The organism is Gracilibacillus alcaliphilus (genome assembly GCF_016909015.1).
GTDB lineage: Bacteria > Bacillota > Bacilli > Bacillales > Amphibacillaceae > Gracilibacillus > Gracilibacillus alcaliphilus.
On the sequence record NZ_JAFBFA010000009.1, the window covers coordinates 79006 to 99328 of the forward strand.

Annotated in this window: 17 protein-coding genes; 3 read left to right on the top strand and 14 right to left on the bottom strand. The window is 38.3% G+C overall.

The window, feature by feature from the left end; all coding sequences use genetic code 11:
• The first annotated feature begins 5 nt into the window (after window positions 1-5).
• Together JOD18_RS09045 and JOD18_RS09050 are read left to right on the top strand one after the other, a co-directional pair.
• Window positions 6-842, top strand: coding sequence for an SDR family NAD(P)-dependent oxidoreductase (locus JOD18_RS09045; RefSeq protein WP_239588016.1), 837 nt, complete (start codon window positions 6-8; stop codon window positions 840-842).
• A 19-nt stretch (window positions 843-861) separates the two neighbouring features.
• Window positions 862-2163 carry a Na+/H+ antiporter NhaC family protein gene (locus JOD18_RS09050; RefSeq protein ID WP_204668629.1) on the top strand — a complete coding sequence of 434 codons (1302 nt, stop codon included), beginning with the start codon at window positions 862-864 and terminating at the stop codon, window positions 2161-2163.
• 379 nt (window positions 2164-2542) lie between these two features.
• Here JOD18_RS09050 and JOD18_RS09055 read toward each other — a convergent pair whose 3' ends face one another.
• The 10 genes from JOD18_RS09055 to JOD18_RS09100 form a co-directional block, all read right to left on the bottom strand.
• Window positions 2543-3025 (bottom strand): anthrone oxygenase family protein, encoded by a 483-nt coding sequence (locus JOD18_RS09055; protein WP_204668630.1) that lies wholly within the window; start codon window positions 3023-3025, stop codon window positions 2543-2545.
• A complete protein-coding gene (locus JOD18_RS09060) occupies window positions 3018-3863 on the bottom strand; it encodes an NmrA family NAD(P)-binding protein (RefSeq protein WP_239588017.1) in 846 nt (281 codons plus the stop codon). Before JOD18_RS09060 ends, JOD18_RS09055 begins: the two co-directional genes overlap by 8 nt.
• A gap of 112 nt (window positions 3864-3975) precedes the next feature.
• The gene (locus tag JOD18_RS09065) at window positions 3976-4404 is read right to left on the bottom strand and encodes a MarR family winged helix-turn-helix transcriptional regulator (protein ID WP_204668631.1); all 429 of its coding nucleotides are present in this window, start codon (window positions 4402-4404) and stop codon (window positions 3976-3978) included.
• A 456-nt stretch (window positions 4405-4860) separates the two neighbouring features.
• A complete protein-coding gene (locus tag JOD18_RS09070; RefSeq protein ID WP_204668632.1) occupies window positions 4861-6795 on the bottom strand; it encodes an FAD-dependent oxidoreductase in 1935 nt (644 codons plus the stop codon).
• Between the two features lie 26 nt (window positions 6796-6821).
• Complete coding sequence (locus JOD18_RS09075) at window positions 6822-8447, bottom strand: response regulator (RefSeq protein WP_204668633.1); 1626 nt, start codon at window positions 8445-8447, stop codon at window positions 6822-6824.
• The gene (locus JOD18_RS24775) at window positions 8444-10246 is read right to left on the bottom strand and encodes a histidine kinase (protein WP_204668634.1); all 1803 of its coding nucleotides are present in this window, start codon (window positions 10244-10246) and stop codon (window positions 8444-8446) included. Before JOD18_RS24775 ends, JOD18_RS09075 begins: the two co-directional genes overlap by 4 nt.
• Before the next feature lie 65 nt (window positions 10247-10311).
• On the bottom strand, window positions 10312-11859 hold the full coding sequence (locus JOD18_RS09085; protein WP_204668635.1) for an FAD-dependent oxidoreductase: 1548 nt from the start codon (window positions 11857-11859) through the stop codon (window positions 10312-10314).
• 74 nt (window positions 11860-11933) lie between these two features.
• A complete protein-coding gene (locus JOD18_RS09090) occupies window positions 11934-13457 on the bottom strand; it encodes an extracellular solute-binding protein (protein ID WP_204668636.1) in 1524 nt (507 codons plus the stop codon).
• Between the two features lie 26 nt (window positions 13458-13483).
• On the bottom strand, window positions 13484-14353 hold the full coding sequence (locus JOD18_RS09095) for a carbohydrate ABC transporter permease (protein ID WP_204668637.1): 870 nt from the start codon (window positions 14351-14353) through the stop codon (window positions 13484-13486).
• A gap of 11 nt (window positions 14354-14364) precedes the next feature.
• Window positions 14365-15318 carry an ABC transporter permease gene (locus tag JOD18_RS09100; protein WP_204668638.1) on the bottom strand — a complete coding sequence of 318 codons (954 nt, stop codon included), beginning with the start codon at window positions 15316-15318 and terminating at the stop codon, window positions 14365-14367.
• A 353-nt stretch (window positions 15319-15671) separates the two neighbouring features.
• On the opposite strand from JOD18_RS09100, the gene JOD18_RS09105 reads away from it, so the two are divergent.
• Window positions 15672-16127 carry a hypothetical protein gene (locus tag JOD18_RS09105; protein ID WP_239588018.1) on the top strand — a complete coding sequence of 152 codons (456 nt, stop codon included), beginning with the start codon at window positions 15672-15674 and terminating at the stop codon, window positions 16125-16127.
• A 258-nt stretch (window positions 16128-16385) separates the two neighbouring features.
• On the opposite strand, the gene rpiA is transcribed toward JOD18_RS09105, so the two are convergent.
• The 4 genes from rpiA to JOD18_RS09125 form a co-directional block, all read right to left on the bottom strand.
• Window positions 16386-17090, bottom strand: coding sequence for a ribose-5-phosphate isomerase RpiA (gene rpiA, locus JOD18_RS09110; RefSeq protein WP_204668639.1), 705 nt, complete (start codon window positions 17088-17090; stop codon window positions 16386-16388).
• 238 nt (window positions 17091-17328) lie between these two features.
• On the bottom strand, window positions 17329-18249 hold the full coding sequence (locus JOD18_RS09115; protein ID WP_338029512.1) for a Gfo/Idh/MocA family protein: 921 nt from the start codon (window positions 18247-18249) through the stop codon (window positions 17329-17331).
• Window positions 18242-19063: a metallophosphoesterase family protein gene (locus JOD18_RS09120; protein ID WP_204668641.1), complete on the bottom strand. Its 822-nt coding sequence runs from the start codon at window positions 19061-19063 to the stop codon at window positions 18242-18244. Before JOD18_RS09120 ends, JOD18_RS09115 begins: the two co-directional genes overlap by 8 nt.
• Window positions 19064-19384: 321 nt before the next feature.
• On the bottom strand, window positions 19385-20287 hold the full coding sequence (locus JOD18_RS09125) for a metallophosphoesterase (RefSeq protein WP_204668642.1): 903 nt from the start codon (window positions 20285-20287) through the stop codon (window positions 19385-19387).
• Window positions 20288-20323 lie beyond the last annotated feature (36 nt).

Consider the following 20323-nt stretch of genomic DNA (forward strand, 5'->3'; position numbering starts at 1 on the left):
AGTAAATGAAGTATTACGCTTATTTGGCCTCTTCTTATATAGAAGGGGCTTTTTGTATTTCGAAAGGGGACTTGTTTATGTTTACGATAGATCTTACCGGAAAAGTAGCCATTGTTACAGGAGGAGCAAATGGAATCGGCAAGGCGATTGTAGAGGCCTTGCGTTACTCTAAGGCAAAAGTCGCTGTAGTTGACCTCCATCCACATGAAGAGGAGACAGAAGAAGAGCTATTCCATATCCAAGCAGATGTTTCAAATAAACAGGATGTGGCACAGATGATGGAGAAAGTAATCAACCGGTTTGGCAAAGTTGATATTTTGGTTAATAATGCTGGGATTTCCACTATGGACTATTTTGTTGATATCAAAGAAAATGACTGGGACAAGACTATGGATATTAATGCCAAAGGGGTCCAACTATGCAGTCAAGCAGTTGCTAAAAAAATGAAGGAGCAAGGGAATGGTGGAAAGATTATACACATTGCTTCACAAGCCGGGAAAAACGGCTATCGTTTAATGGGAGCTTATGTTGCCTCCAAGCATGCTGTAGTTGGATTAACCAAGGTAATGGCGATAGAACTGGCACAAGATCAAATCAATGTCAATGCTGTCTGTCCAGGTATTATTGAGACAAGCATGAAACATAGAGAACGAATCATCGGCGGGCAGCTGCGCGGACTAGATGCAGAAGCAATCAGACAAGAAGATGCTTCACAAGTCCCGCTTGGCAGAACAGGAACGCCAGAAGATGTCGCCTATGTCGTTCTATTTCTGGCTTCCCGTTTCTCTGGTTATATGACCGGTCAAGCCATTAATGTAACCGGCGGGATGACCATGCATTAACAATAAGGAGGGGTTCATCATGGAACAGCAATCAAAAGGAAGTGCATTTGCACTCTTACCATTACTAATCTTTATTCTATTATTTATCGGTACAGGGATTATTACTAAGGATTTTGCCAGTATGCCTATTAATGTAGCAGTCCTTATCGCTTCTACCGTAGCCTTAGCCATGAATCATAAGGAAAAATTATCAAGGAAATTAGAAATATTTATCAAAGGTGCCGGTCATGAAAATATTGTGCTGATGGTGATTATCTTTGTTCTTGCTGGTGCTTTCTCATCTGTTGCACGTGGAATGGGAGCCGTAGATGCCACGGTCAACTTAGGTCTTTCCCTGCTTCCTCCTAATCTATTAATGATTGGACTATTTATTATTGGATGTTTTATTTCTTTAACAATGGGAACGTCAATGGGGACTGTTGTGGCACTGGCACCAATCGGCATCGGTATTGCCGAACAAACCGATATTCCTATGGCCTTAGCAATGGCTACTGTTATTGGTGGTGCTATGTTTGGTGATAACCTGTCGATGATTTCGGATACGACCATTGCCGCTGCTCGTACACAAAACACGGCAATGAGTGATAAATTCAAGACTAACTTTTTAATTGTATTGCCAGGTGCTTTTATCACTGCGATTATTTTGTGGATTATCACATCAGGAAACCATGTCAATACACTAGGAGACTATTCCTACAACCTAGTTAAGGTGCTGCCTTATCTTACTGTCCTGATCGTGGCCATCTTGGGAGTGAATGTGTTAATTGTTTTAATTGGCGGCACCATCTTTGCCGGAGTTATCGGCCTAATTGATGGCTCTTACACCGGAACCACCTTAATCCAAGCTGCTTCTGAAGGTGTTATAAGTATGGAGGATATTGCCATTGTTGCCCTTTTCATTGGTGGAATGATTGGTATTATTCAGCATAATGGCGGCATCGATTATCTTCTGCATTTTGTTACAAGCAGAATTCGATCGAAAAAAGGGGCAGAATTCGGCATTGCCGGTCTTGTCAGTGTGGCCGATATCAGTACGGCCAATAACACAATTTCGATTATTATGACTGGTCCATTGGCCAAAAATATTGCCGATAAATATGATGTGCAGCCTAGAAAATCGGCAAGTATTCTGGATATCTTTGCTGCATGCTGGCAAGGGCTTGTACCATATGGCGGGCAAATACTTGCAGCCACCAGTCTGGCAGCAATATCCCCACTAAGTGTTCTGCCATATTCCTTTTATCCTGTGCTGCTCGGTGTATGTGGCGCCATAGCGATATGGATAGGCTATCCTAAAGCAAAAAAAGAAGTTTCCAGCTGAAACAAATGGTGTAAGAAGGGACTTTGACAGTCTTTCTTACACCATTTTTGATTTGTCCAACTTAGAATATTTATGACCAATCGTGTTGCACATCCCCACCAACCATCACCAATTTCAAATATTTCTCCTCCTATCTCCCACCTCATCTGATAAAATCACACCAAATAAGTTATAAAATACCCCAACTCCTCCACTAATACTCCACTTAAGCTATTATCCACTATTCGTTTTATTACAAGCTTACTGATTACATACTGCAAAAACTGAAATTACTCATTTGTGTTAAATGTGTTATCCCTTGAAAGGAAGAGAGTATCAAGTTTCAGCCAGCCTGTTTTATACAATCTCTGCCACTAACACTGTCGATTATCTTCTTTAGTTATGTTGACAGCGCTAAAATAAAAGCAGTCAATGCGGCAAGACTTGAACCAGTTCGTATATGATTCCAGACCATCCACTTTGATAAAAAATACCTCCAAAATGCTACACCCTCTTCATTATTACCATCTACAGCGGCTAATGCATGATTTAAAGGAACATTGCATACAACCGTAACCAGAAAAGTACCAAGAAGATAGAGCAAACTGCCAACAACTATATAAATGGACAAAGAGTTTTGCCAATTAAACAGAGCAATAACAGTAAGCAGACAAGAAGCCAGTGCCGTTCCCACAAAAACAGACAGAAATAATCGGTTTAGCACAGTGACATTAATGGACTGCATAGCAGAAATTCCTTGTGCGGCGGGGAGACGAGCAAGTGCATGCAGCACAAATGCTGAAAAAGCAAAGAACAGGCCAGCCATTAATCCGCTTCCTAAAGCAGCAGCAACCATCAAATAGTAAGTAATTAATTCAAGCATCCCATACTCCTGTGGCAGCTGCCTTTGTGGCGTAATCACTAAAATCACTTGCTTTCCGCCCTAAGACATGCTGAACACCAGATACAACATGAGAATTACGCCCATCCAGAACATTAGTAAATAATTCTGTCATTAACAAAATCATATCTTGTGGAGCACCTTGTTGTCGTAATTCAGATATAAATTGTTCAGTCGATATACTTGTATAGTGAACCTTTCGGCCGCTAATCTTGACAATTTCCTCTATTGCTTCCGCAAAGGTAAGTGCTCGCGGCCCAGATAGTTCGTAAATCTGACCAATATGTCGGTTATCTGTCAGTACAGCAGCTGCAACATCTGCAATATCTTCTACATCTATAAACGGTTCTTTCACTCCATCAACTGGCAGTGCCAACCTTCCCTTGAGAACAGGATCCAATAAAAAACTTTCACTAAAGTTCTGGGCAAACCAGCTAGAGCGTAAAATCGTCCAATCAGCACCTAAATCTTGAAGCGCCTTCTCACTGCGCTGTGCCTCTTCTTCGCCTCGACCTGATAATAATACTAGCCGTCTCACATTATTTTCTACGGCTAGTTTGGCAAATGAACGAATGGCCTCTGCTGCTCCTGGTGAAGCTAAATCAGGATAATACGTAATATAGGTAGCCTTCACTCCTTGTAACAGTGATTTCCAATTTGTTGAATCATTCCAATCAAAAGATGGTGTTCCCTTTCGAGAGCCAATCCTTACTGATATCCCCTGTTGTGTTAATCGGTGTGCCACTCGGCTTCCCGTTTTACCTGTACCTCCTAGAATTAAAATTGGCTTTTGAGCTTGTTTATCCATTTTATGTGTCATATCATATACCTCCTTATATTTACAAAGCTTGACTTAGTCGATTCACTCCTTTCCGTCAAACCTTATTAATTTGTTTGTACATACAACTATTAGTTAGAAAATAAAGACAGGCTTACTCTTTATTTTCTAGTTGATCACTTACTTTGTCCAAACGCAAGGTTAATTCTTCCCCTTCTTTTTCCCCCAATATCTCAGAATATTTTCGGCGCAGATTCATCCAACATTCATGAATAGTCGGTTGCAGACTTTTTCCTTTTTCCGTTGTATAAATAAGTGACATGCGCCCTTCTGCTTGGCTATATATCAATCCTTTTGAAATCAGTTTTTCCACAAGACGAGTGACAGTAGAAGGCTTGAGATGAAGAATTTCGCTTAATTCCTTTTGGGAAACTCCTTCTTTATCATAGACAACCATTAATAAATAAGCGTAGGTAGGTGACAAACCACTGATTGCAAACTCGTCTTCTGCCATTTTGGTAATTATTCTGCCGAGTCGATTTGCAGTGAAATATAAGCATTCTTTCAAATAATTTTCTAGCATATCCTTTTCTCCATTTCATATCATCATTTTATTGTTTGTACATACAACTATAAGTTAGTTTTATAATATTGTCAAGAACTTGTGAAGAAAAGAACTGTTAAAATCAGCGAGTACCATGCGGAGGGCACGAAAAGATTGCTTCTAAAGAAGACTTATCCTACTTTGATAAAAAAATAGGTGAGCATAATCGCATGTTACTCGAAAAATAGAAAGCTAAATCTATTCATTTAATGATACTTCAAAATTAGTTCATCCCAAAAAATGCATGTTCTGAAAGTTCGGTAAAAAGAACCATTATTAATTAAATTAGTAACATCGTGTTACAACTCCGATATTAGCACAGCATGAAGAAAGCCAGTTAATAGAACAACCACTGGCTTTCTTCAATACATTCACCCTAGATGTTTTCCTACACCGTATTAAATAGGTATTGAAATCCTTCTATTCACAAGCTTTCTAACTAAATTTGGATCGATTCGCTTTCAAAATTTGATATAACCAGTGACAAAACTCACCTCTGATTACCGTTTCACGATCAGTTTGACTAACTCTTAACCTTAAATTAGTCAATCGGTTAACTACACTTAACCATTGCTCTGCCATATTTCGCTTTAGAACAGGATTGTATTGCCAGTACTCTGATGGGCTAAGTTCCTCCCGCGGAGAACGCGGTCCCATATCAACTCCAACCGGGAGTACATTGGCACTTGCCGGTAATACCGGAATACTACTCCCACCTTCTAATCCTCTTGCCATCATCACCCATTTCGAAGCTTCAGAAACTAATAATGGCTGATCCAGTTTGGCAGCATAACTTGTAAAAAACCCTTTCGTTCCAAAGTATTCTGCTGCTTGTCGATAGGGGTGATCCCAAGTTACATCTTGATAATGGGTTAATTTTTGATCCTTCTCGATTAGGGCATCTTGCAAGAAATCTATAGAAATGTCTCTGACACTTTTTTGCTGTGAAATACTAATACTGGCTGATATACCTGCTGCAAAGCCAATCTGGAGCCAAAAAGGTTCCATACGAATGGTTCCAAAACCTAAATGTGTCGAAGAGATTGCTACAGGTACTAATAGTCGGTCCACATTCTGCGGAATCATGGACGCATAAGGAATTTGATAAATTTCTGTCAGCCAAGTTAACCCTAAAAAACCTTCCAATGTTACATCCTGTCCTGCCTCTTCTCTTTTCCGCGTGGCATGAGAATCAATAGCATAATCCCCCACTGCAATACTATCTACGTGGATAGGTGCTCGTTCTAACCCAGGAGCAAGCCGCGCATCGTTCTCAGAAAATACGTATTCCCCTTTTATTCGCCTCGCTTCACGTACATAAATTTGGGGAGGAAAGTGGTCAAATTCAATAAATTCATCTGCTGCATATCCCCATTTTTTGGCGTCTTCTCGTATCCTATTTGGTATCGCTTGATCATTTTGTATAAACCATAATAAGCCTTTAGTATAATTACGGTGCCGGTTAATGATTTGACGTCGAACTTCACTTCCCCCTTCCGGAAACAGGTCGCTTTCCTCAGGTAAATCAGTTGAACAAAGACAGTAGTGGTGATTATTTGTATCTGTTTTATGATTCGGTATTCTTTCTAATTTCATAATATCACCCAAACCATTGATCCGTTGTTTTTTTATATCTTCTATCAAGCTTATATAATTTTCACGTACATAAGAGTCTGGTTTAGTGACTGGAACCATATTAGCTGGGTCATCTGTTAAACAAAGCCTAAAATTATAAGCTTGCACTCTGTTGTCGCCTTCTCCTGTACTGTGAGGTAAAATAGTTTTATTTGGGTGATAATCCATATAAATCTTCCCAGCATATTCCTCATTCCACTCCGTTCTCGCCTCTCTTCCTAAGGTATATGGTACTCCAGCCATGGCAGCTAAATCGCCTTCATAAGACGCATCAATAAATACCTTGGCATGGATATGAAATAGTTGTCCATTCTCCACAGATCTTATTGATATTTGTTCAAGTGCATGATCAGCAACATGAGTATCCACCAATTCATTATTACAGCATAAGGTGATATTCGATTCGTTTGTTAATAAGGTCAGCCAAATATCTTTCGCTACAGATGGCTCAAACCATAAGCCCTGATTACAATCTTCTACTTGCTGTGAATGTTCCCCATAATGCTGCACATAATACTCCTTTACCTTCGTTGCAAATTCCTTAAAAATAGACCCTGAAGCTTCTAAAGAACGTATATCTGTCCGGCCCAGTCCACTGGTCATCATGCCCCCCATATGCTTGCTGGGTTCAATAAGCAATGTCTTCTTATTCCTTCGCGCTGCGGCTATTGCTGCCCCCATTCCGCCAGGTGTAGCCGCATAAACAACCAATTCATAATTATCCAAAATATGCAAATTACTCACCCACTTATCGTTATATTTTATATATGCTGATCCATTAAATTTTCTTTCATTTCCCCTGGAGTGATACCCCAATGTTTGCGAAAAACCTTTGAAAAATAGCTTACATCCTTATAACCTAAAACACCGGCTGTGAAATATACTTTTTTCCCCTGAGCCAATAATTGTTTAGCTCGCTCCATTTTTCTTACTAGTACATATCTGGAAAAGGAAACCTCCATTTCCTTTTTAAACAGCCGGCTTAAGTAAGAAGCATTAACAAATAAGCTTTGTGACACCTGATTTAAAGTGATCTCTTGATCCATATTTTTTTCAATAATCATTAAGGCCTCATTTACTAGCTGATGTCTTTTGCAATCTCGTTTCTTATCTGTATATTTCAGCATTTTTTTCATTAATTGATACAGCCATTGTTTTAGCTCTTCTGCCGTATCGATTGTTGTCCAAGCGTTAAAATCGCTCCATTCTTCTCCAAATACCTCTGTAATAGACCATTGCTGCTTTTGTATATATTTAATAAAAAAACTTTGAACATACATCATCTTTTCTCGTATCATGTCTAATTGGTTGGAAGCTTCTAATCCTTCTGTAAAAAAGGGATCCATTAATTCCAAAGAAGCGTCTAAATTTCTTGTTTCCAAGGCTATTTCAATTTGCTTCTCCACATTATCCAGTGTGGTAAAGTTTAGTTCATTTTCGTAAGTGGTCTGCTGCGGAATAACGATATCTCCCCCATACATTAATCGTTCCTTCAAAGCCGCCTGTGCTTTCTCGTACGATTGATGAACTTTATTTATTTCATTTACTATCCCGCCAATACCTGCACTGGCAGATACACCCAGACATTCCTTTACTGTTGCTAATAACTTAGTGATTTGTTTATTGACATGGTGTAATACAGCTGCTTCTGATTGCTCCTTGTTATCTAAGAAACATATAATAATAGATTCGTTCAAATTCGAAATCACTTTACATTTCTCTGATTCCAGACACTCTTGGGCAATACATTTCAGAGAAAAAGTCAATAACGACACATCTTCTTCAGGATGGAAGGTACTGTCGTCACCGTGCAAAGGATCCATAGCAACAGTAGCAATCGTATATTTAGTATAATGGGATATGTTCAGCATGAATTCTTCGCTGCGCCTGAGAGTCTCATATTCAGAATACTTGCCAAAAATCCACTTTTGGAAAAATAATTCTTGCAGCTGTGGTAAATTCTCAGCCCATTTTTTCTTTAGCTTGGCCAGATTATTCTGTTCTTTCCACTCCAATTTAATTTCTTCTGAAGCAGATAAAACCGCCCTCCGTATTTCTTCATCTCCTGCAGGTTTTAATAAGTATTGACAAACTCCCAATTCGATAGCTGTTTGTGCAAAATAGAAGTCATCATGACCACTCAAAATAATGATTTTTGGCAATGATTTATATTCATTTCTTATCGATTTGGCTAACTGCAGACCATCCATTTCAGGCATGTGGATATCCAATATAATAATGTCTGGTTCCCATTTTGGAATAATTTCCAAAGCTTCCTTACCATTATTTGAAATCCCTACGACCGCAATATCATGCTTTTCCCAATCAATATTGAAAGCAATCCCGTTAGCTACCCTTACTTCATCTTCAATAATCATTAAATTCATTCGGCATGCTCCTTTAGAGAATCCAGCGGTATTTTCAAGGTTACTTTTGTTCCTTCCGTCTCCACACTGTTTATATCCATTCTTGCCTCATCCCCATAATAGAGCTTTAGTCTGATCAATAAATTGCTTAAGCCATATATATCCTGATGTGTCTGTTCTTCTGTAATCGTAAACGAAAGGTAGTTTTGAGCAATTTGATCCATCCTTTGACGAATACACTGTAACCGTTCTTCACCAATGCCCTTTCCTGTATCCTCTACAGTGAGATACAAATAATCGTTTTCCAAATAGGAAGATATTTTTATTTCCCCATCACCATTATATTTTTCCAAACCATGAATAATGGCATTCTCGACAAGCGGCTGTAATAATAGCTTTAAAATATGCAGTCTTTTTGTTTCTTCTTCCATGTGGAATTTGACAGAAAAACGGTCTGAATAGCGAATTTGCTGAACTCTTAGATAATGATGAAGATGTTCGATATTTTTCCCGATAGAGATAGTTTCGCTTCCTTTAATTAAACTTAAACGCATAAACTTAGAAAGGCTTAAAATCATATCACTTATTTCATCGGCATCATAATTCTTTGACATCCAGTAAATTGAATCCAGTGTATTGTATAAAAAGTGAGGATTCATTTGTGACTGCAAGAATTTCAATTCAGCCTTCGTCAACCTTAATTGCTTTTCATATATGTTTTCGATGTAATAGCGCTGATCATCTACCATATGATTAAAGCTTTTCATCAGCTGGCCAAATTCATCCTTGCGCTGAAAGTCGATTTGAGTATCTAAATCTCCTTGACGTACCTTTGTCATTCCCTCATTTAACCTATTCAATGGAGTTGAAATGCCTCGATAAATAGTCCAAGAGATTACCACAGCCAACAATAAACTAACGCCAATAATTAAATAGGTAAATTGACGTACACGAACAGACTCCTCCACAACTACCCCTTCAGGCTGTAACAGCACAAGAGACCATCCGCTATAATCCGAAGTGATACTTAGCTCTGTCCGGCCTTTCATAGATCGTTCAAGAGAGGTCAAGTTGATATCCTGTTGCGGCTGATTAGATACAATTAAATCTCCTTGCTCCGAAAATAAATACATTTTCGTACCAGATAAAGAAGTTAATTGATTCATCTGCCGATAAAGTTCTTCTCGTTTAATAGTAACAGCTAATAAATTATGGTTCGCTTTCACGTTATACACATCCATCAATCGAATAATAGAAAAGGAGGATCGGTTAAATACGGGATTCAGCACCTCATTAACATTAAACAGATTGGATTGTGGAATAAGTAACAGCTTATCCGCCCCTATAGCGGCAGCCTCCTGATACCAATCTTGCTGCTTATAATCTTCTATTCTCCTGCCTCCAAAGGTAGAAGATAACACCAAAGAAGAGGGATCATGCCATATTGTTACCTCACTTACTAAAGGATTCAATGTACGTATCGTATTAATTTGTTCTTTTATATTTTTAAATTCTATAATGGATTGGCTAGATAACTCCGCTTCAGCATTATTCAATATATTATTGAGATTTCGATCATTTGCCAGAATAGTGGCTAGCTCATCTACTTGCTGAATAACTGTATCTATTTCATCCATCACGGAAGTCATCGAACGATAGGTTCGATGACTCATTTGATCTTCTAGGATTTTCTGTGATTCAACATTAGCATATAAACTGACAAAAATAAGCGGGACCAGAATAATAATAAAATAACAGGTTAACCTCACTTGCACCGAAGTCTCTATCGCTCTCCTGATTTTTCCTAAACATGTTTTCACACGCAAGCCCCCGTATCACTTATTCTTTTAAATTTGTTATCCCGCATTGCCAGTTTATACGTCTGCTAATTCCATTCCAAGATTTGCTTGGCAGCAAGTAATTTTTTCCTTAATACAGCATAATCCACCTCTTGCACATCACAGTCTTGTTCCAAAGCAATCGATGCTGCTGTAGCTGCAGACTCTCCTAAAATCATAAACACCGGCTCCATTCTGATCGATCCATAAGCAATATGGGAAGAGGATAAACAAACTGGAACCAATAAGTTATTACATTCTTCGGCCTTTGGAACAATAGATTGATAGGAAATAGGAAAAGGCGAGGCAGGAGGTATTTCTACATTGCCTTCATTGATACACCTGCCATCCACTACAAGCCTTCGGCAGTTATGAGAATCAATCGTATAAGCTGCCAACCCAATAGAATCCTCTACTACCTTATTTCCGCGGCATTCATGTTCTGTCATCACATAATCAGACTTCATTCTGCGCCCTTCTCTAATATAGAGCTGGTGCGGCCAGCCTTTCGTCCGTTCAAATTCATCTAACGGCAAGCCCCATTTAGACACTTCTTTACGAATTGCTTGAGGTACCCTTTCATCGTTACTTAAGAAGTACAGCATCCCTAAATTATAGTTGACATGATCTTGAAAAATTTCCTCTCTTGTTAGATAATCACCTTCCGGCCAATTGTAATTAAAACCAATATGATCAGTTGAAACCGCTCCATAATTATTAAAATCTGTTTTATCATTGGGTAACTTGGAACTTAATCTCATCACATCCCATACACCAGATGTAATATACCTTAATAAGAGCAGGAAATGATCTGGATTATAGGATTCAGGCTGATAAAATGGCATTTGATTATTGGGGTTATTCGTTAAACAAATTCTAAAATTATATGCCTGTATTCGATGATCTCCTTGCCCTTGATAGCCTATGTCACTGTCTGTTACTCCGTATAATAAACCACTGTCAGGTTTACCTTCGATTACATAAGGGTCAATCCAATTGGTGAAATTATGATTAGGATGACCAAAATGGATCCCATTCAGGGTTTCTTTATAGGTTCGATTGCTTTCTCTCCCTACATGATAGGATACACCTGCTTTTGCTAATAAATCTCCTTCATATGTGGCATCAAAGAAAATACTGGCAGTAAATACATCTCCGTTTTCCATGATCATTCTTTTTATTGTCCGATCTTCCATTTCGACTTTTGCTAAATATGTTTGAAAATATACAGGAATCTCTAATTCTTCTAGCCATTCTTGATAGATTTTTTCTGCTACATGCGGTTCAAACCTCCAATGGGCTTTGTTATCCTTTAAACCATAGTGACGACCTACCGCTTCATAAAAGGTTCTGGACAGGCCTCCCACCGCTGACTTATTGCCAATATCGGTCATCCCTAACCCGCTGGTTGTCATTCCGCCTACATGATTCCCACATTCAACCATCACCACATGAAACCCCAGATGCTTTGCTTTTACCGCGGCAGCGACGCCGGCAGAAGTTCCGCCATAAATACACATATCTGCTTTCACCTGGTTAGCTTGATCATGTGCTGATCGCTTTGACTGATAGTAATGCAATTGATTATTTTCCATTATATTACACATCCTTTATTCACTAAATATAGCTGGCACCAATCAGTTCCGATTACAGGAAGACAACATTTCCATCAATTTTGTGTCTGATAATCCTTAAACCATTCATTCACTTCATCTGTGATATCCTGACCTCCATTTGCATACCAATCATTCACAAATACATCAAAATCATCGATGGAGAGATTTCCCATGATAATATTTGTAAATACTTCCACTTCTGTTTGTTCCAAGGTAGCCGCATATCTTCCCATCGAAGGAGTTGGTGTTCCCAAAAACTCACTTTTAATCGCATGTTCAGAAGCACGTTCAAGATTATCAACTAGATTAAAATGTTTCCCTAAAGAATCTAATCGCAAATTGACATAGTCCATATTGTCAGGCTCCACCACTTCAGCCAGTGTCAAACGATACAGGTGATCATTATGTTTTTCAAAATCAGTAACCATCTCATCGCCTTCCATCTGCCAAACATCATCCTCAAAACCGAATTTCAGTGTTGTGTAGCCTTCCCCTATCATAAAATCCAACATTCTGATCACAGCTTCTGGATTTTCACTAGTTACTGGTATCACACTGTATCCGCTTACAATATGAGGTCCAGCTGTTCCAGATTGATCACCTGGCCCTTCTGGGTATTCTAACGGTAACCACTCCGCGTCCGGATTATTTTGAAGATTGGTTTGAATAGGTCCTCTGGTATCATACCAATGGGCAGAAAATAAACCGACATCTTCATTAGCTATTTTTTCTTCTATATTTGACGTACTGTTTAATGCCCATTCTTTATCAATCAAACCTTCACTATACCAATTTCTTAATAGCTCAAGTACTTCTTTTGTTTCTGGCAGTGTACTAGTGTAAACCAGTTCGCCATCTCGCTCCACCCATTGACTCCTTTGAATACCAAAAGCTCCAAAGAATGGCTGTGTCCGTGCTAAATTTTCTCCAATGATTAAACCCATTGTATCATTTTTTCCATTTCCATCTGGATCCTCTTCCACAAAAGCTCTCATAACATCTTCGTATTCTTCTAATGTTTTAGGCGGATTTATTGCAAGGTTATCCAGCCAGTCTTGTCTTACATACATAATGTGATCCCCTGGATAAGTAGTAATTCGCGGAACTGCATAAATATTCCCATCAATCGTTACGTTTTCCCACGCTTCCGCTGGAATATTATCAAGTAGATTCTGGCCATGTTCTTTTAACAGATCATCTAATGGTTCCAAGGCATTTTGATTAACATAATCTACAAACCAAGAAGGATTATGACTAAATAACATATCCGGCAAATCACCTGAAGCCATGATAACATTCAATCTTTCCTCATATGCCTCAGCAGGAGGATAAATTAACTCAATATCTACATTGACATTTTCTTCGATATACTCCATATAAGGATTCTTATTACCATCCATCCCATCTGGAAAACTGCGGCCAGCATTATTTAACACAATAGAAATACTAGCTGCTTGGTCACCAGCTTGATCGCTTGATTGGATAGTATCATCAGACGAGCAAGCGATCACACTTATAAAACTTAGCAGCATAATCAAGCCTAGCACACTGTTTCTAACTGTTTTATATCGCTTCATTTGTTTACATCCCCTTCATTAAATGATTAACCTTTCACAGAACCTAACATAATGCCTTTTACAAAGTAACGCTGTAAATATGGATATACTAGCAATATCGGTACAGTACTAACAATCAGGGCTGCTGCATTTAACGACTCATTGGCAACGAGCTGCCGTTCAAAATTATCCTTTAGCGCGATATTGGATTCATCTAATAAAATCAGTTCTCGTAAATAAATCTGAAGCGGAAACAAGGAGCGGTCATTAACGAATAACACCGCATCAAAAAAGGAGTTCCACTGAAACACTGCATAAAATAAGGTGATTGTCGCTATCGCTGGCATAGACACCGGTATAACTATTCTAAATAATATCCCTAGATTGGAACAACCATCAATTAAAGCAGACTCCTCCAGCTCCTTCGGCACAGATTCAAAGAAGTTTTTTATGATAATGACACAAAAAGCACTGATAAGATTAGGAATGATGTATGCCCAAAAGGAATCTAATAATCCCACAGAACGGACTACTAAAAAGGTAGGAATCATCCCGCCTTGAAACATCATAGTAAATACAATCAGAAACAGAATCGCCCCCCGTCCTTTTATATATGCTTTCGATAAGGGATAAGCTAGTAAACACGTAAATAAAACAGAGCCAAAAGTTCCTACCACAGTTCGCAGAATACTAATCCAAAAAGCTTTTAAAAAAGCTGGATCCGTAAGAATCTCAACATAGGGATATACATTCAGCTCAATCGGCCAGAAGATAACTTCACCAGACACGATAGCTCGATGACTGCTCAATGACTGAGCAAGAATATGAATGAACGGTGCTAAACATATGATAGCAAAGATGAGTAACAGGCAATTGTTAACGATCGAAAATGTTTTCTCTCCTTTAGTTTGATTCAATGTTCTCCCTCCTACCAAATACCAGGCTGCCCCAGCTTTTTGATTATTTTATTAACAATAATCACCAAAACTAGTGCAATCGCAGATTTAAACAAACCTACGGCGGTGGTATAGCTAAACTGAGCTTGTGTAATACCCTCTCTGTATACATAGGTTTCGATGACATCACCAACATCATAAACCAAAGGGTTTAATAAGATATATATTTGTTCAAATCCTACATCAAGCACATTGCCCAGATTCAAGATAAATAGAATACAAATAGTTGGTAATAAAGTTGGGATAGTGATATGCCATAATTGTCTCCATTTATTTGCTCCATCAATTTTTGCTGCTTCATATAATTGCGGATCAATCCCTGCTAATGCCGCCAAATAAATAATAGCTCCCCAGCCGATCGTCTTCCATACATCACTGGCAACAATAACTGTTCGAAACCATTCAGAATCACCTAAGAAGTAGATGGAATCAAAACCTAGAAACTGGATAAATTCATTTACGACACCAGTTGATGGAGAAAGCACTTGAACCAAGATGCCCCCAACAATGACCCATGAGAGAAAATGAGGCAAATAAGCCAAGGTTTGAATAGACCGCTTATAAAACATACGCCTAACTTCATTCAGCATCAATGCAAAAATAATTGGACCGGGAAATCCCCATACTAGCTTATATAAGCTAATCAGCAATGTATTGGAAAACACTTCATGAAATTTGTTATCTTGAAACATACGGATAAAATGTTCCCACCCTACCCACTCACTGGCCGCAAACCCAGCGAAAGCACTATAATCCTTGAACGCAATAATCACGCCCCACATCGGAATATATTTAAAAACAATAAAAAATAATATTCCAGGCACCATGATTAAATACAAATCCCAGTACTTTCTAAAATTAGCTAGCTTCTTTTTATTGACTGTCTTACTGCTTTGCTTATAACTTGAGACCCCTCCTTGTGTCATATAATTTCACTCTCCTTCTAACATTCCATTATTCGATCGGATCCGTTCGTATAGCTATATTGTATTTGGAATCGCTTACATTTAATAGGTGAGTTTCATGACTTTTCCTTGTACATTTATAACTTTTCGAGGATGTTCCAGCATGCTGAATGAAAAAGCAGACATCACAGAATATGTTAAGAAAAATTTAATAAATGAGTTAGATTTTTATAAGATCTGAATCTTATCATATAAAACAGCAGATAGGGAGGCTCGCAATCGTCCGCATGCTCCACACTTCCCACTTGGAACATCTACGGGCGCTAGCATCCACTACATCTAGCTTTATTACCAAAACGAAAGGAGTTTTTTTGTTGTCTATCCCAAAAATAAGTCATTACTTAGGAATGCCATTCTTCACATTATTATTACTTTCCTTATTGGGGGTTCCACGGGTAATCCTGCATGATTTAAACATTATTGAAGAAGGAAGCCTAGTCAACAGCATATTTGTTTTTGTTCCCATCATTATTTGGATTGCCTATATCGTTTGGCGAGATGTGAAGAAACCCTTCTTGTCTTTATTATTAATCGGTTTTTTCTATGGAATTTTTTTAGCAATTGTCCATCAGCTGTTATGGGGAATGGCGTTTGACGAACCTATTCAGCTTGGCGGAAATTTAAGTGATCTGCCACAAACCACCGCAAACCTTATCGTCCGTATCTTTGCCTTTTTTAACAGCATAACTACAGGAATAGTAATAGGGATTATTATAGGGACAGTTGGTTCATTAGTGAATGTTATCAAGAAAAGGCTAGAGGGAAAATAAACCGATTCTATAGCCATTGGATAAATATCCATAATAACAAGGGGACTTGCCAAATAACCTTAATAAGTTGTCTGCATCCTAAATAGGAGATAGCTCTTCTTGCAAGTAATGTCTGTCACTGCTTGACCTGTGCCAAAGCACATAAATCTGCAGCTTTAAGAAATATACTTATCCAAAGAGCTATCTCCTCATAAAAGATGGGCGCATATTATTGAATACATCGATATATTCGATGTAATTGCTTATGGCTCAACGCTTTTATATTTTTAACATAGGGCTGCTTTCTCGATCTACTATTCTAATACCATCCGTTCTTCCAATAATAACTTTATTAGTCATATCAATAAACAACCCTGTTTCGACTACTCCAATCATTTGCTTAAGTTGTGTATGCAGTTGGTCTGGTGCAGAAATAGAGGGAAATTGACAATCCAAAATATAATTTTTATTGTCTGATATAAAAATGGACTTGTCTTTCTTTCTTAATTCCGGAGTACAGCCCAATCCAGCAATGTTTCTTGCTGTATTTTCCCAGCCAAAAGGAACAACTTCAATTGGGAGTGGAAATGAACCAAGCTGTGTCACTACTTTGCTCTCATCAACCACAATAATCAATTGATCGGCAGCCGCACCGATGACCTTTTCTCGATACAGAGCACCACCGCCGCCTTTTATAAGGTTAAAATGCTCATCAATTTCATCTGCCCCATCAATGGCTATATCTAATTTATTCATTTCAGAAAAAGCAACAAGAGGAATGTCAAATTTCTTTGCCCATCCTTCCGTTTTCCTAGAGGTAGGTACACCTTTTATATTCAGCCCTTGTTCTACTAATTCTCCTAACTTTCTAATTCCCCAATATACCGTACTGCCCGACCCTAATCCAACTGTCATGCCATCTTGAATAAATGCAGCCGCCTGTTCTCCAGCTGTTTTTTTCATTAGGTCTACTTTGTTTAGCATATTGAACACCTCTGTTTTTTTAGTGCCATTCCCGTTCCACTTCTTCTTTCCAAGTGATTAATCACCAAGGTTGGCAACGCTAATCGCACAGTATCTAACATATCCTGAAGGTAGAGAGATGACTGTCATGATGAATAACGACATGATCCTATTCCTGAACCGTATTGCCGCCCCTGCGGCAATACTAAATATCCTCTATATCTCGTTGTTTAGGATTCAAAAATAGATATTTCAAATATTAATGTTCCATTTTTTTAATTATCTCATTAAATAGAATTAAATCTTCCTTAAAATCTTCTGGTGTTGTTTTTGGTGTGAATCCTTTAGTGATTACATCATATAAATATTCAAATTCATGTGTATATGGATCCTTAAAAGTAGGTCGGCAAACTTTCTGTTCGTAATGATCGCCCACTGTTTCTGCCACAATTAGCTTAGTTGGCAGATGACGAATGTATGGACTATCATATTGAACTTTGATTTGTTTATTTTCGCCAAAAACCTCAATATGTGCATCGAAACGAATAATATGATCTACCCCTGTTTCAAAAGTAGCATAAAAATCATCATACTCAAAGGTTGCAGTGATAAACCGGCCATTATTCCATCTGCTTGCTGAAACTACTCGATTAGGAACACCAATTATTTCTCTAGTTGCAGATAAGTCATGACTGCTTAAACCACAGAGGAGACGATAAGCACTCGTTAAATCATTCGGTGCTTCATAACCGATTGCTTCTTTCACCATATTTTTTGCCCTTATTTGCTTATCTTCCATTGCTGCTGAAGAAATATCATTAAATCGGTATACTTTACTGCTCTGGTCAATAAATAATTTGTTTTGTCCAATTATCCCACGGATTTTAGCATAATTTATTTTAGGTAGCTGTTTAACCTCTTCCACAGCCTTTATAAATGCAGGGGCATATCGTCTCATATAACCAACCATAATGTTAACTTTATATTTATCACGTGCTGCAATGATAGCATCGGCATCGGATAATGTTAAACACATAGGTTTTTCTACTAATATATCTTTACCGTTTTTGGCGGCGGATAAAACACAATCTGTATGATATTCATCACTATTAAGTACCATAATTAAATCCAAATCAGCTTGTTCCGTTAACTGAACTGCTTCCGTATAGCGGTTATCCACCTGATACCCTCGCCCCGCGCGATATATCACCATAACAGTTAAAGCCTGTAATTCTGCCAAAGCAAAGTCTTATTCCATAATAATCTGCCTCAAAGTCATTATCATGATCATGCCCGCAGAACACGCCTTTCACTTGTTGGTTTAATAATAAAGAGGTAAACAAGCCTGTATTTACTACAGGGGAAGAGATCTCTTCATATTTATAACCAAATGCTTGGCCATTTTCCCAAGCATCATGATATTCAGGCAGCGGAATATGGAGGAATAACAGATCTTCTGCTGCTTGCTTTTTCTCTTGTCGATAAAGGGCTGATACATCATTAAACCAGTTTATCTGCTTGGGATGAACAAACTCATAAGTACCAATTCCAAGCGGATCGTCTGCACCGCTGTCTATTATATAAAGGACATGTGCTAAATCGCCATTTACTTCTCTGATTTCCACACAATAGGACTCTCGATCTTCGATAATAAAGCTGTGTTTCTTTTCAACGGCATGTGTCAGCTTACTTTCTAATCCCCTTAAGTCAGATCTAGTAATACCTTCTTCTGTATCATGGTTACCATAGGTTACTGCAATTGGTTTCTCTAAGCTGTTAAAAACTTCAAGCAGTTCATGAAAACTCTCCTCTGGAGCTTCTACACCCTCAGACCAGATTAAATCCCCTGTCACCACAATTAAATCAGGATCAGTTTCTTTTGCTGCTGTTCTGATCAGATCGAATGTTTTCTGGTCATCCGCATTTAACGGGGTGGCCCCGATGTGTAAATCGGTTAATTGTAAGATTTTAAAGCTATCTTTATTTTTCAGCATCACTATTAGCCTCCATCTATTGTAATCCATATCCAAACATATATTTATCGTAAGAAATAAAGGACGTCTCTACAATAGGTCATGTAACAATTTTTGTCTTATTAAGATGGAATAATAGTTTATGAGGAAGGTTGGAATAAGGAAAAAACGAGGAGGTGTATAGATAAATACTGGTGTCTAACGTTATATAGCAATATAAATCGCATGAGTTAACCCGAAACCGACACACTAGATTTTCTCTTGTGACAGTTTCGGATAATATCTCTTCATTATGTGTATACGTAAAAAATTTTATTACCGACTGTTGCGTCAGTCTTTGACTTACCTTCTGTCATCCATCATATACAGATCAGCCCAAACTTTCTTTTCATGGTCTCTAAAATAAACCCCTATCGTATCGTCTTCATATATTTCAAGAATAACGGAGCGTACTTCATCTCCGCGCCGGTTTTCCAACGAGGAAACATTGATCTGAGGCGTTTTTTCATGGTCAACATAGGCAATTTTTCGATATGCTTGCTCTTTGCCATGTACAACATCACCAATATGTGAATGGCCATAAAAATGGACTTTCACATTATCAGGCAATGGTAACAGCGGATCCCATAACGGAAAAGCACGATTACCACCAGCAAAGGAACCATGAGATACAGTGATCACTTTTTTTGAACTTTGTGCAATCTCCTGTCTTAATTTCAAGAAATCTTCCTTTGTAAAAGGATACTTATCTTCGTTTCCGTGAATGAGACCATGGGTAGATATCCATTCTCCAAATGGATCCCCGTGATCAGACAGAAAAACAATTTTATAATCCCCTATGTCTTCCGTAAAATAAAAGGATGTGAGCTGATCAATCGTTTTCCATCCATCTGTATTAGCAACAGCCTCATAAAAGAAAACAGGCAATCGTTCTGCTTCCCCTCGATGTGCCCACATATAATCGAAATCATGATTCCCTAACACAAATCGAACAGGAATGTCCAAAGGTTTGAGTAAATTCAATTGAATATCTATCATCTCTTGCAATTGGTCCTTGTTGCTTCCTTCCACAGCATCACCAAGGTACCATATGTAATCACATGCTAGCTGTAAATCTTTAAAGTCATCTACTGCCGTTGACAAGCAATAAGCCGCTTGTTCCGGTATCGATTGCTGCAAATCGGAAAACAGCCATATTCTATGTTTCACTTTGTCTTGCAAATGTTTGCGCACATTGCCAATCATCTCGTCACCTTCTTATTTTGGTTATGGAAAAATCCC

Coding starts and splice junctions, on each gene's coding strand:
- JOD18_RS09045 (WP_239588016.1), top strand. CDS start 6: ATGAAGTATTACGCTTATTTGGCCTCTTCTTATATAGAAGGGGCTTTT.
- JOD18_RS09085 (WP_204668635.1), bottom strand. CDS start 11,859: ATGGAAAATAATCAATTGCATTACTATCAGTCAAAGCGATCAGCACAT.
- JOD18_RS09120 (WP_204668641.1), bottom strand. CDS start 19,063: ATGCTGAAAAATAAAGATAGCTTTAAAATCTTACAATTAACCGATTTA.
- JOD18_RS09055 (WP_204668630.1), bottom strand. CDS start 3,025: ATGCTTGAATTAATTACTTACTATTTGATGGTTGCTGCTGCTTTAGGA.
- JOD18_RS09060 (WP_239588017.1), bottom strand. CDS start 3,863: ATGACACATAAAATGGATAAACAAGCTCAAAAGCCAATTTTAATTCTA.
- JOD18_RS09065 (WP_204668631.1), bottom strand. CDS start 4,404: ATGCTAGAAAATTATTTGAAAGAATGCTTATATTTCACTGCAAATCGA.
- rpiA (WP_204668639.1), bottom strand. CDS start 17,090: ATGCTAAACAAAGTAGACCTAATGAAAAAAACAGCTGGAGAACAGGCG.
- JOD18_RS09090 (WP_204668636.1), bottom strand. CDS start 13,457: ATGAAGCGATATAAAACAGTTAGAAACAGTGTGCTAGGCTTGATTATG.
- JOD18_RS09100 (WP_204668638.1), bottom strand. CDS start 15,318: ATGACACAAGGAGGGGTCTCAAGTTATAAGCAAAGCAGTAAGACAGTC.
- JOD18_RS09075 (WP_204668633.1), bottom strand. CDS start 8,447: ATGAATTTAATGATTATTGAAGATGAAGTAAGGGTAGCTAACGGGATT.
- JOD18_RS09050 (WP_204668629.1), top strand. CDS start 862: ATGGAACAGCAATCAAAAGGAAGTGCATTTGCACTCTTACCATTACTA.
- JOD18_RS09125 (WP_204668642.1), bottom strand. CDS start 20,287: ATGATTGGCAATGTGCGCAAACATTTGCAAGACAAAGTGAAACATAGA.